14 protein-coding genes are annotated in these 13,650 nt (G+C 63.9%); 8 read left to right on the forward strand and 6 right to left on the reverse strand.

What is annotated here, in order from left to right; genetic code table 11:
• Window positions 1-65: 65 nt before the first annotated feature.
• Together hexR and ACUXVH_RS00990 are read left to right on the forward strand one after the other, a co-directional pair.
• Window positions 66-932 carry a transcriptional regulator HexR gene (gene hexR, locus ACUXVH_RS00985; RefSeq protein ID WP_011064325.1) on the forward strand — a complete coding sequence of 289 codons (867 nt, stop codon included), beginning with the start codon at window positions 66-68 and terminating at the stop codon, window positions 930-932.
• A 185-nt stretch (window positions 933-1,117) separates the two neighbouring features.
• Window positions 1,118-1,330, forward strand: coding sequence for a PA3496 family putative envelope integrity protein (locus ACUXVH_RS00990; protein WP_072451902.1), 213 nt, complete (start codon window positions 1,118-1,120; stop codon window positions 1,328-1,330).
• Here the strand turns inward: ACUXVH_RS00990 and ACUXVH_RS00995 are convergent.
• Window positions 1,272-2,234, reverse strand: coding sequence for a LysR family transcriptional regulator (locus ACUXVH_RS00995; RefSeq protein WP_015637535.1), 963 nt, complete (start codon window positions 2,232-2,234; stop codon window positions 1,272-1,274). The genes ACUXVH_RS00990 and ACUXVH_RS00995 overlap by 59 nt on opposite strands.
• A 190-nt stretch (window positions 2,235-2,424) precedes the next feature.
• On the opposite strand from ACUXVH_RS00995, the gene ACUXVH_RS01000 reads away from it, so the two are divergent.
• From ACUXVH_RS01000 to ACUXVH_RS01015, 4 genes are all read left to right on the forward strand, one after another.
• Window positions 2,425-3,840, forward strand: a complete 1,416-nt coding sequence (locus tag ACUXVH_RS01000; RefSeq protein WP_015637534.1) for an acetyl-CoA carboxylase biotin carboxylase subunit — start codon at window positions 2,425-2,427, stop codon at window positions 3,838-3,840.
• Between the two features lie 11 nt (window positions 3,841-3,851).
• A complete protein-coding gene (oadA, locus tag ACUXVH_RS01005) occupies window positions 3,852-5,660 on the forward strand; it encodes a sodium-extruding oxaloacetate decarboxylase subunit alpha (protein WP_011064322.1) in 1,809 nt (602 codons plus the stop codon).
• A 232-nt stretch (window positions 5,661-5,892) separates the two neighbouring features.
• Window positions 5,893-7,167, forward strand: a complete 1,275-nt coding sequence (locus ACUXVH_RS01010) for a type II toxin-antitoxin system HipA family toxin (protein ID WP_019093473.1) — start codon at window positions 5,893-5,895, stop codon at window positions 7,165-7,167.
• Window positions 7,164-7,433, forward strand: coding sequence for a helix-turn-helix domain-containing protein (locus ACUXVH_RS01015; protein ID WP_011064320.1), 270 nt, complete (start codon window positions 7,164-7,166; stop codon window positions 7,431-7,433). Before ACUXVH_RS01010 ends, ACUXVH_RS01015 begins: the two co-directional genes overlap by 4 nt.
• Window positions 7,434-7,436: 3 nt before the next feature.
• Here the strand turns inward: ACUXVH_RS01015 and ACUXVH_RS01020 are convergent, their stop codons facing one another.
• Entirely contained in the window at window positions 7,437-8,273 is an 837-nt protein-coding gene (locus tag ACUXVH_RS01020) for an amino acid ABC transporter permease (RefSeq protein WP_445493645.1), read from the reverse strand.
• Complete coding sequence (locus ACUXVH_RS01025) at window positions 8,270-9,091, reverse strand: ABC transporter substrate-binding protein (RefSeq protein ID WP_011064318.1); 822 nt, start codon at window positions 9,089-9,091, stop codon at window positions 8,270-8,272. The genes ACUXVH_RS01020 and ACUXVH_RS01025 overlap by 4 nt, the downstream gene beginning before the upstream one ends.
• A gap of 110 nt (window positions 9,092-9,201) precedes the next feature.
• Here ACUXVH_RS01025 and ACUXVH_RS01030 point away from each other — a divergent pair, with 110 nt between their 5' ends.
• Window positions 9,202-10,101 (forward strand): homocysteine S-methyltransferase family protein, encoded by a 900-nt coding sequence (locus ACUXVH_RS01030; RefSeq protein ID WP_011064317.1) that lies wholly within the window; start codon window positions 9,202-9,204, stop codon window positions 10,099-10,101.
• Between the two features lie 83 nt (window positions 10,102-10,184).
• On the opposite strand, the gene ACUXVH_RS01035 is transcribed toward ACUXVH_RS01030, so the two are convergent.
• From ACUXVH_RS01035 to ACUXVH_RS01045, 3 genes are read right to left on the reverse strand one after another with little or no spacing between them, the layout of a single operon-like run.
• Window positions 10,185-10,856: a GNAT family N-acetyltransferase gene (locus ACUXVH_RS01035; protein WP_065365002.1), complete on the reverse strand. Its 672-nt coding sequence runs from the start codon at window positions 10,854-10,856 to the stop codon at window positions 10,185-10,187.
• Between the two features lie 19 nt (window positions 10,857-10,875).
• Window positions 10,876-11,322 (reverse strand): GNAT family N-acetyltransferase, encoded by a 447-nt coding sequence (locus ACUXVH_RS01040; RefSeq protein ID WP_065365003.1) that lies wholly within the window; start codon window positions 11,320-11,322, stop codon window positions 10,876-10,878.
• 30 nt (window positions 11,323-11,352) lie between these two features.
• Window positions 11,353-11,976: an FMN-binding negative transcriptional regulator gene (locus ACUXVH_RS01045; RefSeq protein WP_015637526.1), complete on the reverse strand. Its 624-nt coding sequence runs from the start codon at window positions 11,974-11,976 to the stop codon at window positions 11,353-11,355.
• A gap of 104 nt (window positions 11,977-12,080) precedes the next feature.
• On the opposite strand from ACUXVH_RS01045, the gene pdxR reads away from it, so the two are divergent.
• Complete coding sequence (gene pdxR / locus ACUXVH_RS01050) at window positions 12,081-13,631, forward strand: MocR-like pyridoxine biosynthesis transcription factor PdxR (RefSeq protein ID WP_065365004.1); 1,551 nt, start codon at window positions 12,081-12,083, stop codon at window positions 13,629-13,631.
• The last annotated feature ends 19 nt before the right edge of the window (window positions 13,632-13,650 follow it).

A 13,650-nucleotide genomic window follows, 5' to 3' on the forward strand; every position in this document is an offset into this window, starting at 1 on the left:
TTCCTGTAGTATAACTACAAGCTTGCTACATCCCCGGCGTCAGCCAATAACAATGAGTCAGCCCTTTGAACCTGTTGCAGCACATCGCCCAGTCACGTCATTTGTTACGCAAATCGGAACTCAAGGTCGCCGATCACGTGCTCCTTGATCCTGCGGCCGTGATGCACAGTTCCATGGCGGACCTGGCCCACAGCGTGGGCATCAGTGAACCGACCATCGTGCGCTTCTGCCGGGCCATCGGCTGCTCCGGCTTCCAGGACCTCAAGCTCAAGCTGGCGCAGAGCCTTGCCGCCGGGGCCAGCTTCGGCCAGTTCGCGATCCATGAAGACGATTCGGTCGCCGACTACAGCCTGAAGATCTTCGACACCACCCTGCATACCCTGATGGAGGTCCGCGAGAAGCTCGACCCGGTGGCCCTGCAGCAGGCGGTGACCGCCATGTCCCAGGCCCAGCGCGTGGAGTTCTACGGCTTTGGTGCCTCGGGCGCGGTAGCGGCGGATGCCCAGCACAAGTTCTTCCGCTTGCTGCTGACCGCGGCGGCCTATTCCGACCCGCACATGCAGGCGATGTCGGCGGTGACCTTGAAGCCTACCGATGTCGCCATCTGCATTTCCCAGTCCGGTCGTTCCAAGGACCTGCTGATCACCGCCAACCTGGTACGTGAAAGCGGCGCCTCGCTGATCACCCTGTGCCCGAGCCAGACGCCGTTGGCCGAGCTGTCCACGGTCAACCTGGCGATCGACGTGCACGAAGACACCGAGATCTACACCCCGCTGACCTCGCGTATCGCCCACCTGGTGGTGATCGACGTGCTGGCGATGGGCGTGGCCATGGCTCGCGGGCCGAGCCTGGTGAACCACCTCAAGAGCGTCAAGCGCAGCCTTCGCAGCCTGCGCCTGTCGCCCAAGTCGGTGAAAGCCCTGGACGATTGAGTCTCTCTGGCCGGTGATGAGGCCTCGGGGTGGTGCATCGCGCTGACCGATGCCTTCGCTGGCAAGCCGGCTCCTACAGATAGGTAGGCGCTGTGAATGTTCATCGTCCTGTAACCGACCCGCCGCCAAACCGTAACCGCCGACGTCCATCGTGAAGCTTCCGTACTCGCATTGGGAGACTCGAAATGGCCCGGCCTTACGAAGAGAGCAACAGCGCAGTCAAGACCCGTCGTCAGCAGGAAGACCAGCGCCGCATGGAATTTCGTCGTGCGATCGAACACCGCTTCGAGCTGCGTCAGTTACAGCAGCAAATCAACGATTACCCCGAGCTGGACGCCGTCAATTACTGGCAGGCGGCGCCCGCAGCTTCCCGTCGAAGCGTTCAACCAAGCCGCTGATCTGCACCCGTTCGCTGCGGATGAATCCCAGGAACGCATGCGCTACCGGTGACAGGCGCTTGGCTTTGGCCTGCACCAGGCACCAGCTGCGCAGCAATGGCAGCTCTTCGACCGGCAACTCGACCAACCCGCCGGTCGCCAACTCAAGGTTCAGGGCGTGGCGCGTCAACAAGGCCACGCCCAGACCTGCCCGCACGCACTCGCGCTGAGCCTCGGCCGACGATACTTCGAGGATCTGGGTGAAGTGCACGCGCTTCTCCTTGAAATACTCCTCGCACGCCAGGCGTGTGCCTGAACCCTGTTCGCGCAGTACCAGCGTGTAGGGCTCCAGGTCCTGCAGGCGCAGCGGGCCCATGTGGCTCAGGGGGTGCTCCGGCGGGGCCACCGCGACGATCGGGTTGTTGAGGAAGGGCAGGAACTCCAGCTCCATGTCCTGGGGCACCATGGACATGATCACCAGGTCGTCGCGATTGTCCGAGAGCCGGCGGATCACCTGGGAGCGGTTGACCACCGTCAGTTGCAGGTGCACTTCCGGGTGCTGGCGCTTGAAGGCGGCGAACAGGTGCGGCACGAAGTACTTGGCGCTGGATTCGATGGCCAGCTTGAGCTGGCCCTGCAGCGAGCCCTGCATGTCGGAGAGCTGCATGTCGAGGTTCTCCAGGCGCCCGAAGATGTCCCGGCTGGCCCGTTGCAGCGCTTCGGCGGCTTCGGTCATGTAGAGCTTCTTGCCCACATAGTCGAACAGCGGCTGGCCGATCAGCTCCTCCAACTGGCGAATCTGCAGGCTGACCGCGGGCTGGGTGAGGGACATTTCATCGGCGGCGCGGCTGTAGGAGCGTAGATCGCAGACTTCATTGAAAATCTGCAACTGACGCAATGTCAGTCTCATCAAGGACTTGCGCATTTCTTGAGGGCTCGCGCCAAGGGCTGGTGGCATGACTATAAGTCTTTACTTATGGCCAACCCAATAATTATTGATTTTTGTTAATCCCTCTGCAGAGCTAGTGTGTCGCTGCGACTGACTTGAAACATTTGGTCACGCGCCGACTCGGTCTAGCGGGTCGTCTGTTTCAACGGCTCAAGGGAACCTCCAAGTGATAAAAAAGATCCTGATCGCCAACCGTGGTGAGATTGCCGTACGAATCGTGCGTGCCTGCGCGGAAATGGGCATCCGTTCGGTAGCGATCTTCTCCGACGCCGATCGCCATGCCTTGCATGTAAAGCGCGCGGATGAGGCCCACAGCATTGGCGCCGAGCCGCTGGCCGGCTACCTGAACCCACGCAAACTGGTGAACCTGGCGGTGGAAACCGGCTGTGATGCGCTGCATCCCGGCTATGGGTTTCTTTCGGAAAACGCCGAACTGGCGGACATCTGCGCCGAACGTGGAATCAAGTTCATTGGCCCGTCGGCGGAAGTGATCCGCCGCATGGGCGACAAGACCGAAGCCCGCCGCAGCATGATCAAGGCGGGCGTGCCGGTGACTCCGGGCACCGAAGGCAACGTGGCCGATATCCACGAAGCCCTGTCCGAAGGCGACCGCATCGGCTACCCGGTGATGCTCAAGGCCACCTCCGGTGGTGGCGGGCGCGGCATCCGTCGTTGCAACAGCCGTGAAGAGCTGGAGCAGGCTTTCCCCCGGGTCATTTCCGAAGCCACCAAGGCCTTCGGTTCGGCGGAAGTGTTCCTGGAAAAGTGCATCGTCAATCCCAAGCACATCGAAGCGCAGATCCTCGGTGACAGCTTTGGCAACGTGGTGCACCTGTTCGAGCGCGACTGCTCGATCCAGCGCCGCAACCAGAAGCTCATCGAGATCGCCCCGAGCCCGCAGCTGACCCCGGAACAGCGTGCCTACATCGGCGACCTGTCGGTGCGCGCGGCCAAGGCCGTGGGCTACGAGAACGCCGGCACCGTGGAGTTCCTGCTCGCCGAGGGCGAGGTGTACTTCATGGAGATGAACACCCGGGTGCAGGTGGAACACACCATCACCGAAGAAATCACCGGCATCGATATCGTCCGTGAGCAGATCCGCATTGCTTCCGGCCTGCCGCTCTCGGTGAAACAGGAAGACATCCAGCACCGCGGCTTTGCCCTGCAGTTCCGGATCAATGCCGAGGACCCGAAGAACAACTTCCTGCCCAGCTTCGGCAAGATCACCCGCTACTACGCCCCCGGCGGCCCGGGCGTGCGCACCGACACGGCGATCTACACCGGCTACACCATTCCGCCGTTCTACGACTCCATGTGCCTGAAACTCGTGGTCTGGGCCCTGACCTGGGAAGAAGCGATGGACCGTGGCCTGCGCGCCCTGGACGACATGCGCCTGCAAGGGGTCAAGACCACCGCCGCCTATTACCAGGAAATCCTGCGTAACCCGGAATTCCGCAGCGGTCAGTTCAACACCAGCTTCGTTGAGAGCCACCCGGAACTGACCAACTACTCGATCAAGCGCAAACCCGAAGAGCTGGCCCTGGCCATCGCCGCCGCCATTGCCGCCCACGCAGGCCTGTGAGGAATAAAACAATGTCCAAGAAGATTCATGTAACCGACACCATCCTGCGCGACGCCCACCAATCGCTGCTGGCGACCCGCATGCGCACCGACGACATGCTGCCGATCTGCGACAAGCTCGACAAAGTCGGCTACTGGTCCCTGGAAGTCTGGGGCGGCGCCACCTTCGATGCCTGCGTGCGCTTCCTCAAGGAAGACCCCTGGGAGCGCCTGCGCAAACTGCGCGCCGCGCTGCCCAACACCCGCCTGCAGATGCTCCTGCGCGGCCAGAACCTGCTGGGCTACCGCCATTACAGCGATGACGTGGTCAAGGCCTTCGTGGCCAAGGCGGCGGTCAATGGCATCGACGTGTTCCGCATCTTCGACGCCATGAACGACGTGCGTAACCTGCGGGTCGCCATCGAAGCGGTGAAAGCCGCCGGCAAGCACGCCCAGGGCACCATCGCCTACACCACCAGCCCGGTGCACACCATCGAGGCCTTCGTGGCCCAGGGCAAGCAGATGGAAGCCATGGGCTGCGACTCCATCGCGATCAAGGACATGGCCGGCCTGTTGACCCCTTACGCCACCGGCGAGCTGGTCAAGGCGCTGAAGGCCGAGCTGTCGCTGCCGGTGTTCATCCACTCCCACGACACCGCCGGCCTGGCTGCGATGTGCCAACTCAAGGCCATCGAGAACGGCGCCGACCATATCGACACCGCCATCTCCAGCTTCGCCTGGGGCACCAGCCACCCGGGTACCGAGTCCATGGTCGCAGCCCTTAAAGGCAGCGAGTTCGACACCGGCCTGGACCTGGAACTGCTGCAGGAAATCGGCCTGTACTTCTACGCCGTGCGCAAGAAGTACCACCAGTTCGAAAGCGAATTCACTGCGGTCGATACCCGGGTGCAGGTCAACCAGGTGCCGGGCGGGATGATTTCCAACCTGGCCAACCAGCTCAAAGAGCAGGGCGCCCTGAACCGCATGAACGAAGTGCTGGCCGAGATTCCACGGGTCCGTCACGACCTGGGCTACCCGCCGCTGGTGACCCCGACTTCGCAGATCGTCGGTACCCAGGCGTTCTTCAACGTCCTGGCTGGCGAGCGCTACAAGACCATCACCAACGAAGTGAAGCTCTACCTGCAAGGCGGCTACGGCAAGGCTCCGGGGGAAGTCGACGAGAAACTGCGGCGCCAGGCCATCGGCAGCGAGGAGGTGATCGATGTACGTCCCGCCGACCTGCTGAAGCCGGAAATGACCAAGCTGCGTGGCGAAATCGGCGCCCTGGCGCATTCCGAAGAAGACGTGCTGACCTACGCCATGTTCCCGGACATCGGGCGCAAGTTCCTCGAAGAGCGTGAGGCCGGCACCCTGGTTCCGGAAGTGCTGCTGCCTATTCCTGAAGCGGGCGGCGTGAGCAAGCCGGGCGGTGAAGGCGTGCCCACCGAGTTCGTCATCGACGTCCACGGCGAGACCTACCGCGTCGACATCACCGGCGTCGGGGTCAAGGCCGAAGGCAAGCGCCACTTCTACCTGTCCATCGACGGCATGCCGGAAGAGGTGGTGTTCGAACCTCTCAACGAATTCGTCGGCGGTGGTGGCAGCAAGCGCAAGCAGGCGAGCGCCCCGGGCCATGTCAGCACCACCATGCCGGGCAACATCGTCGATGTGCTGGTCAAGGAAGGCGACACGGTCAAGGCCGGCCAGGCGGTATTGATCACCGAAGCCATGAAGATGGAGACCGAAGTCCAGGCAGCGGTTGCCGGCAAGGTCGTGGCGATCCATGTGGCCAAGGGCGACCGGGTCAACCCGGGCGAGATCCTGATCGAGATCGAAGGCTGAGTTCAGGCCTTCATCTGCAACGCTTTACCTCGGGGAGGCTACTGCCTCCCTTTTTTTTTCCACGATTTGCCTGAGTGTATTTTAGTGCACTTATTGTCTGCAGAAATCGGCTGAATCTGCATTACAATGCATTTTGCAGAGGTAATGACGCACAAAAAGTGCATTAAATTGCAGGTAATGAATGCTACAGCTGACTTTACAGGTCCATCGCGCCGGGACGTGGAGCGATGCGATGACCCTGATTTTCGAGCATCCCGAGCAGGGCTTCACCAGCCCTTGCCGTCTGGGTTATGAGCAGTCGTACCTGGCAGGCAATCTGGAAGCCTTTGCCACGCCGCTGGCGGGATCGGTGAGTGTGCGTCTGCCGCTGACCTGGGAACTGCTGCGCAGTCCGGGCGCCCCGGCGTTCCTGTATGACATTGCGCCGACGCTCACCATGCAGCGTTTTTTGGCCGAGCGCTCGGCGCGCGCGCGCCCCGCCGGCATTGCCCCCGACTTGTTCCAGCTGGCCCGATCCAGCGCGGCCCCCATGGGCAATCTGCGGATCAAGGAGTCCCTTGCCGCCATGAATGAACGGCCGCTGCTGGGGTTCTCCCGGGCCGAGGTCAGCGCCCGCGACAACCGCTTTCTTGAATACGCCCATGAACAGGGAGCGGCAATGAGCGGTGCCACCGGTGCCGTTGGCGAGGCGATGAAGCTGCTGCTGACCCAGGGGCGTGACGGGTTGCTGTACCCCGATGCGCTGTTGGAAGACAGGCTGGCGGCGTGCCACTGGCTGGTGAAATGCCCGCCAGAGCAGGCGGCGCCAAATGACTGCGACATGCTCAGAAGCGAGTTCCACTACTACCGGGCGCTGCAGCAGCTGGGCATCGATACGGTACCCGCCCAAGGCCTGGCCCTGGAAGAGGAGCGGCAGCCGAGCCTGTGGATGCGACGCTTTGATCGTCGCCTGCAGGGGCAGGGTGTGGAACGGCTGGCGCTGGAGTCCATCTATTCCCTGGCGGGGTTGCCCGGCCAGAGCCTGGGCATGCGGCACACCAAGGTCCTGGGGCTGCTGGCCGAACTCTGGCGAACCGCTGGGCAGGCCTCGGCGATCCCGGAGCTGGTGGCCGACTACCTGCGTCGGGACCTGCTCAACAAGATCCTTGGCAACTCGGCCAACCATGGGCGCAATACCTGGATCATCCGTCACGAGGGCCAGGTGCAGTTGGCGCCGATCCACGATCTGGCGCCGCGAGTGATGGATGACAAGGGCATTACCCGCAGCACCAAATGGCCCGGCCGGATGGAAGTGGCGGGTGATATCGACTGGCGCCAGGTGTGTGCCAGCCTCAAGCCGCTGATCGATCCCGATGCTGCGCTGACGCGCCTGCGCGAAGATGCCGAACGGCTACGGGCCCTGCCGGACCTGCTGAGTGCCGGGGGCTTGCCCGAGGCCACCCTGAATCACCCGCGCATTTACCTGCGTGACCTGGATCGACGCCTGCAGGAGTGGGGTTTGCGATGACTACGACCCTGGAACAGCGCGGCCTGCTGATCGATAACATCCGCCAGGAACTGGCCGCTGGGCGTTTGTCGGTTGGTGATGCGGTCAAGCGCCTGCGCACTGAAGTCACCGGGTTGCATCAGAGCCAGTTCGCCAGGATGTGCCGGATTTCCCTGCGTACCCTGATCCATATCGAACACGGCGACGGCAACCCGACCCTCAAGTCGCTGAACGCGGTGTTCAAGCCTTTCGGCCTGCAGATGGGGGTGGTTTCCCTGCGCCCTTGAGCGTCACCCGCGCTGAACGTAACCCTTGCCGTAATGCCTTTCCATCCGCGCCTGGATCAGTTCCAGGCCGATGGACAGCAGCCAGTAGATCAGCGCCGCGGTGCTGAGCATTTCGATGTAGCGGTAGCTGGAACGGCCGTAGGACTGGGCCAGGAACATCACTTCCCAGACTCCCATTACCGAGATCAGCGACGAGTCCTTGAGCATCGAGATGAACTGGTTGGTGGCCGGCGGAATGATGGTGCGCATGGCCTGGGGCCGGGTCACCTGCCAGAAGATCACGCTGTCGCTCATGCCCAGGGCCAGGGCGGCCTGGCGCTGGCCATGTGGCACGCCGAGGATGCCGGCGCGGAAGATCTCGCTGAGGTAGGCGCCGTAGTTCAGCGACAGGGCGATGATCCCGGCGGTAATGGCGCCCGGCACCACCCCCAGTTGCGGCAGGCCGAGGTAGATCAGCAGGATCTGGATCAGCAGCGGTGTGCCGCGAAAGAATGAGGTGTAGAAGCTGGCGATGCCGAACGCCACGGCGCTCGAGGACAGCCGCGCCAGGGCGGTGACAAAGCCCAGCAGCGACGAGGCGACGATGGCGCAGGCGCAAAGGAACAGGGTCAGCGCCGCGCCCTGGAGGAAACCACTGGGGGACAGGTGCAGGCCCAGCAGGTTCGGCAGCTTGTCGAGGATGATCGAGAACTTCAGCTCGAAGCTCAGGAAGAAGCTGGCGAACAGCACCAGCAACGCGGCCCAGGTCAGGTACAGGCGGGTGCGAAAGCCCAGCAGGCGCTTGAGCAGCGGTGCAGCCACCGATTGTGGTGGCTGCGGCGGTGGCGTGTAGGCGGTCATTGGCTGATGTCGGCGCCGATCCATTTCTGCGACAGCTTGCTCAGGGTGCCGTCCTGCTTCAGCTGGGCGAAGACTTCACGCACCTTGGCATTCCACTGGGCATCGCCTTTCTCGATGGCCACCGAGTTGGGCTCGGCGTACAGCGGCTCGCCGGCCAGCTTGAAGCGCGAGTCCTGGGTTAGGCGCGGCTGGGCGGTGACCAGGTTGGTGAGGATCGCATCCAGGCGTACACCCGGGCCCAGGCCGAGGTCCTGGAAGGCCACGTTATCGGTGTCGTAGGGGGCGATCTGCACATTCTCGAAGGGGTATTGCAGGTGGGTGTCCTCGGCGCCTTCGATCACCAGGTTCTTGTTCAGGTAGCCCTCGTAGCTGGAGGCGGCGGTGAGGCCGACCTTCTTGTCGCTCAGGTCCTGGGCGCCGTGGATCCGTTCATCCTTGGCGTTGACCACGATTACCGCCGGCGAGGCGTAGTACTGCACCGGGAAGTCGAAGACCTCGGCGCGGGCCTTGCTCGGGGTCATGGAGCAGATGCAGATGTCGTAGCGCCCGCTCCAGCGTCCGGCGGCGATCACATCCCAGGACGGGGTTTCCAGGCGCAGCCTGACCCCGAGCTTGTCGGCCACGGCCTTGGCCACGTCGACGTCGAAGCCGTCCAGCTGGTTCTGCTCGTTGAGGAAGGAGAAGGGCGGGTAGCTTTCCATCAGCACCCCGACCAGCTCCTTTTTCTGCTCGATACGTTCCAAGGTGGCGCCGGCGAAGGCTTGGGAGGAGGCGGCGAGAACGGTCAGGCCGAGGGCCAGCAGCGGTTTGAAATTCATCGAAAACCTGACTGAAAAAGAGTTGTTATTAACTGAATGGTGCGTATTAAATAGTTATAAGAACGACTCTGATAGTGAGTTATTTTCATAAGCATATGAGTGAAAAGCATATGGGCGCAGGTAGCACGGTAATTCTGGATGGCGGTATGGGTCGCGAGTTGCAGCGCCGTGGTGCGCCGTTCCGGCAACCCGAGTGGTCGGCACTGGCATTGAGCGAAGACCCCCGGGCGGTGGAGGCGGTGCACGCGGCCTACATCGACAGCGGCGCTGATGTGATCACCAGCAACAGCTACGCGGTGGTGCCTTTCCATATCGGCGAAGAGCGCTTCGCTGCTGAAGGCCAGGCCCTGGCTGCCCTGGCGGGCGAGCTGGCGCGCCGCGCGGTCGAGGCCTCCGGCAAGCCGGTGCGGGTGGCGGGGTCGTTGCCGCCGCTGTTCGGCTCCTATCGCCCGGACCTGTTCGACGCTGCGCGGGTCGAGGAAATCCTCAGCCCGCTGGTCAAGGGCCTGGCGCCCCATGTCGACCTGTGGCTGGCGGAAACCCAGAGCTCGATCGTCGAAGCGCGGGCTATCCACGCCGGCCTGCCCAAGGACGGCAAGCCGTTCTGGCTGTCCTTCACCCTGAAGGACGAAGAGGTCGACGAAGTGCCGCGCCTGCGTTCCGGCGAGACGGTGGCCGAAGCGGCAGCCGTGGCGGCGCAGTTGGGGGTGCAGACCCTGCTGTTCAACTGCAGCCAGCCGGAAGTGATTGGGGCTGCGGTGGATGCGGCTCGCGAGACCTTCGAGCGCCTGGGCGTGCAGATTCACATTGGCGTGTATGCCAATGCCTTTCCGCCGCAGCCCGAGGATGCCACCGCCAACGACGGCCTGTGCCCGCTGCGCGAGGACCTGGACCCGCCGGGTTATCTGCAATGGGTGGCGGACTGGCACCAGCGCGGGGCCAGCCATGTGGGCGGGTGCTGCGGCATCGGGCCGGAGCATATTGCGGTGTTGGCGCAGAAGCTCGGTTGAATCCTTCGCTGGCAAGCCAGCTCCTACAAGGTTCGGGTTCACCGCAATTCCTGTAGGAGCCGGCTTGCCGGCGAAAATCCCGCTTACCCGCGACACTCCGCCAGCGACTTGAGCTGCCCCGAGCCGCTCTGGTTTTCATCGCTGAGCCATTGCTCGAAGCCCCTGGCGATTGACGGCCATTCCCCGTCCAGGATCGAGAACCACGCGGTATCGCGGTTCTGTCCCTTGGCCACCATGTGCTGACGAAACACCCCTTCGAAGCTGAAACCCAAGCGCTGTGCGGCATAGCGCGAGCGCTCATTGGCGTTGTTGCACTTCCACTCCAGCCGCCGGTAACCCAGGGCGAAAGCTTCCTTGGCCAGCAGGTACACCGCTTCCGTGCTCTTTGGCGAACGCTGCATGGGGGAACCGAAGGTCACGTGGCCGATCTCGATGCGGCCCTGGGCCGGGACGATGGACATCAGGCTGATGATGCCCTGGGCCTGGCCGCTGGCGCGGTCGATCACGGTAAAGAAATACGGGTCGCTGGCGGCGGCATGGCCACTGAGCCAGGCATCGAACGCCGCGCGCTCGGGGAAGGGGCCGTAAGGCAGGTAGTTCCACAGCACCGGATCGGCGCCCGGGCCTTGCAGCACCTGGAACAGATCGTCGCCATGGCGCGCCGGGTCGAGCCTTTCCAAACGGATGAAGCGCCCATCAAGCAGGGTGGCCGAGGGGGCGGGAACGCCTTTCCAATCGGCGAGTGAAATCGACATGCAGTGGCTCCTTGGCAACTCAGAGGGGTTTGCGGAACTGGATGAAACCCGGGCGCTCGGCGATGCGCTCATACAACTGGATGGCCGTGGCATTGGTTTCGTGGGTCAGCCAATGCACCTTGGCACAGCCGTCCTGCTTGGCCTGGGCGTAGACGAACTCGATCAGCTGGCGGCCCACGCCGGTCCCGCGCTGGTCCGGGGTCACCAGCAGGTCCTGCAGGTAGCAGGAATTCTCGATGCTCCAGTTGGAGCGGTGGTAGATGAAATGCACCAGGCCCACGGCGCGCTCGCCGTCCCAGGCCAGGGCCGCGTTGGTGGGTTCGCTGGGGTCGAGAAAGCGCTGCCAGGTGCTCTGGGTCACGGCATCCGCCAGCTCGGTCTCGTAGAAGCGCAGGTAGGCCTGCCACAGGGGCAGCCAGGCGCTGTGGTCGGCGGCGGTAACGGGGCGGATCTGGATCTGGCGCATGAAAGCTCCTTTATTGTTCTGGACGAAAACCTAGCTCATCAGTCGGGACAGTTGCTGGTCGCGCAGGTCGGCGCTGGCCGCGAGGCCTTCGCGCACCCCGGCGATATCCTCGGCGCTGCGGTTCTGGCTGAGCTTGCGCTTGCCTTCCAGCCGCTGGATCGGCAAGGCAAAGCCGACGATTGCCCGGAGCATGCCCTCCAGGTAGTCGGCGGGGGCATCTGTCACTTGCCAGGGTTGGGGGCGGCCGGCTTCGTGACGCTCGGTCAGGCCCCCCACCACCTTGAGCAGTCGCTCCGGATCGCTGAATACCTCAGGCTGGCCATAGGCGTGCACTGCCACGTAGTTCCAGGTCGGCACCACTTTGCCGTGCTCGGCCTTGCTTGGATAGAACGAGGGGCTGACGTAGGCATCCTCGCCCGTGAAGATCACCAGCGCCTCGGCGCCAGCGGCCAGTTCGGCGCATTGCGGGTTGGCCTTGGCCAGGTGCCCGTAGAGGGTGCCATTGGCCCCCTGTCCGGGGTCCAGCAGCAGGGGCAGGTGGCTGGCCTGCAGGCCTAGGGCGCCCCAGGTCACCAGGGTCGCCAGGCGGCTGCCCAGGATCAGTTGCTGCAGGCGGGCGAGGTCTTCATCGACGAAAGCGCGAGGTAGGTACATAGAAAAAATCCTTGGCGAGTGGCTGCATCCTAGGCAGGCTAATGGTTCGTTGTAAGAGCCATCTCTGGTCTATTTTTTAGGTCCAATTGCCCGGGTGAACCTCGATGAACAGTGCCGTACCCCCGTTGTCCTTCAACCCTGCCGGCATCGAGCTGGACCGCCGCCAGGGCCTCAGTCGCCAGCTGTACCAGGCCTTGCGACAGCGGGTGCTGGACGGGCGCCTGGCCAGTGGTACGCGCCTGCCTGCCAGCCGCGACCTGGCCGCCGCCCTGGGGATTTCCCGCAACAGCGTGGTGCGGGCCTATGACCAGCTGTACGCCGAGGGTTTTATTGAAGGGCGGGTCGGTGACGGCACCTATGTGGCGCAATTGCCGGAAACCCGATTGCCGATCAAAAAACTATCCACAAAACTATCCACAGGGTTTTCAACAGGCTTACCCACAGGGTTATCCACAAAACAGGCAGAAATGGCTGGTGATTTATCCAGTAAAGTTATCCACAGCAGCGGCTGGCAGCGCCTGCAAACCCATCATTTGAGTACCCCGCCCAAGGGGCCGCCACGGGCTTTTCGGGTTGGCGTGCCAGCCTTCGATCTGTTCCCGTTCGAGGTCTGGGCCAAGCTGAATGCGGCTTTCTGGCGCAGGCCCGACCTCGGGCAATTGTGCTACGGCGACTCGGCGGGCGATCCGCGGCTGCGCAGCCTGATCGCCGCCTACCTGCGCAGCGCTCGGGGCCTGAACTGCACGGCTGAACAAATTGTGATCACCAGTGGCGCGCAGCAGGGCATCAGCCTTTGTGCACAGCTGCTGGTGGAGCCAGGCGACAAGGTGGCTGTGGAAAACCCCGGCTACCGCGCCGCGGGGCATGCCTTCGCCCTGGCGGGTGCGCAGTTGCAGGGCGTGGCGGTGGACCAGGAGGGCATCGACTGCCGCCAGCTGGAGCAGCTGGACAGCTGCCGCCTGGCCTATGTCACGCCGTCCCACCAGTACCCCACCGGGGTGATCATGAGCCTGGCCCGGCGCCTGGAGCTGCTGGCCTGGGCCGAACGCAGCCAGGGCTGGATCATCGAGGACGACTACGACGGCGAGTACCGCTACAGCGGTGCGCCCCTGGCCCCCCTGGCGGCGTTGGACCGCCAGGGCCGGGTGATCTACGTCGGGACCTTCGGCAAGGTCGCCTTTCCGGCCCTGCGCCTGGGCTACCTGGTGCTGCCGCCGACCCTGGTCCAGGCCTTCGCCCAGCGCCGGGCGGTGGACGTGCGCCATTCCGAGGTCAGTACCCAGGCGGTGATGGCCGAGTTCATGGCCGCCGGGCACTTCCAGCGGCATATCCGGCGCATGCGCCGGGCGGCCCTGAGCCGGCGCAACACCTTGCTGGCGGCCTGGCCGCAGGCGATCGGCGGCGTCGGGCCGCTGCCCGGCGTCGCGGCGGGGCTGCACCTGACGGTGCGGGTCGACAGCCTGGCGCGGGAACAGGAACTGCTGGCCCAGGCCGCCAGTGTGGAGGTCGAGGTCGCCGGCCTGAGCAGCTACTGGCTGCCGCAAACCACCTTGCCCGAGGACCAGCGGGCCGGGCTGGTGCTGGGCTTCGCGGCTGTGCCGGAAGCCGATATACAGGCTGCGGTAAGCCGTTTGCGCCAGGCCTGGCGGGCCTGACGCGGTATACTCGCGAGCA

Source organism: Pseudomonas sp. 8(2025) (assembly GCF_052665325.1).

Coding starts and splice junctions, on each gene's coding strand:
- ACUXVH_RS00990 (WP_072451902.1), top strand. CDS start 1,118: ATGGCCCGGCCTTACGAAGAGAGCAACAGCGCAGTCAAGACCCGTCGT.
- ACUXVH_RS00995 (WP_015637535.1), bottom strand. CDS start 2,234: ATGCGCAAGTCCTTGATGAGACTGACATTGCGTCAGTTGCAGATTTTC.
- oadA (WP_011064322.1), top strand. CDS start 3,852: ATGTCCAAGAAGATTCATGTAACCGACACCATCCTGCGCGACGCCCAC.
- ACUXVH_RS01010 (WP_019093473.1), top strand. CDS start 5,893: ATGACCCTGATTTTCGAGCATCCCGAGCAGGGCTTCACCAGCCCTTGC.
- ACUXVH_RS01015 (WP_011064320.1), top strand. CDS start 7,164: ATGACTACGACCCTGGAACAGCGCGGCCTGCTGATCGATAACATCCGC.
- ACUXVH_RS01020 (WP_445493645.1), bottom strand. CDS start 8,273: ATGACCGCCTACACGCCACCGCCGCAGCCACCACAATCGGTGGCTGCA.
- ACUXVH_RS01025 (WP_011064318.1), bottom strand. CDS start 9,091: ATGAATTTCAAACCGCTGCTGGCCCTCGGCCTGACCGTTCTCGCCGCC.
- ACUXVH_RS01030 (WP_011064317.1), top strand. CDS start 9,202: ATGGGCGCAGGTAGCACGGTAATTCTGGATGGCGGTATGGGTCGCGAG.
- ACUXVH_RS01035 (WP_065365002.1), bottom strand. CDS start 10,856: ATGTCGATTTCACTCGCCGATTGGAAAGGCGTTCCCGCCCCCTCGGCC.
- ACUXVH_RS01040 (WP_065365003.1), bottom strand. CDS start 11,322: ATGCGCCAGATCCAGATCCGCCCCGTTACCGCCGCCGACCACAGCGCC.
- ACUXVH_RS01045 (WP_015637526.1), bottom strand. CDS start 11,976: ATGTACCTACCTCGCGCTTTCGTCGATGAAGACCTCGCCCGCCTGCAG.
- pdxR (WP_065365004.1), top strand. CDS start 12,081: ATGAACAGTGCCGTACCCCCGTTGTCCTTCAACCCTGCCGGCATCGAG.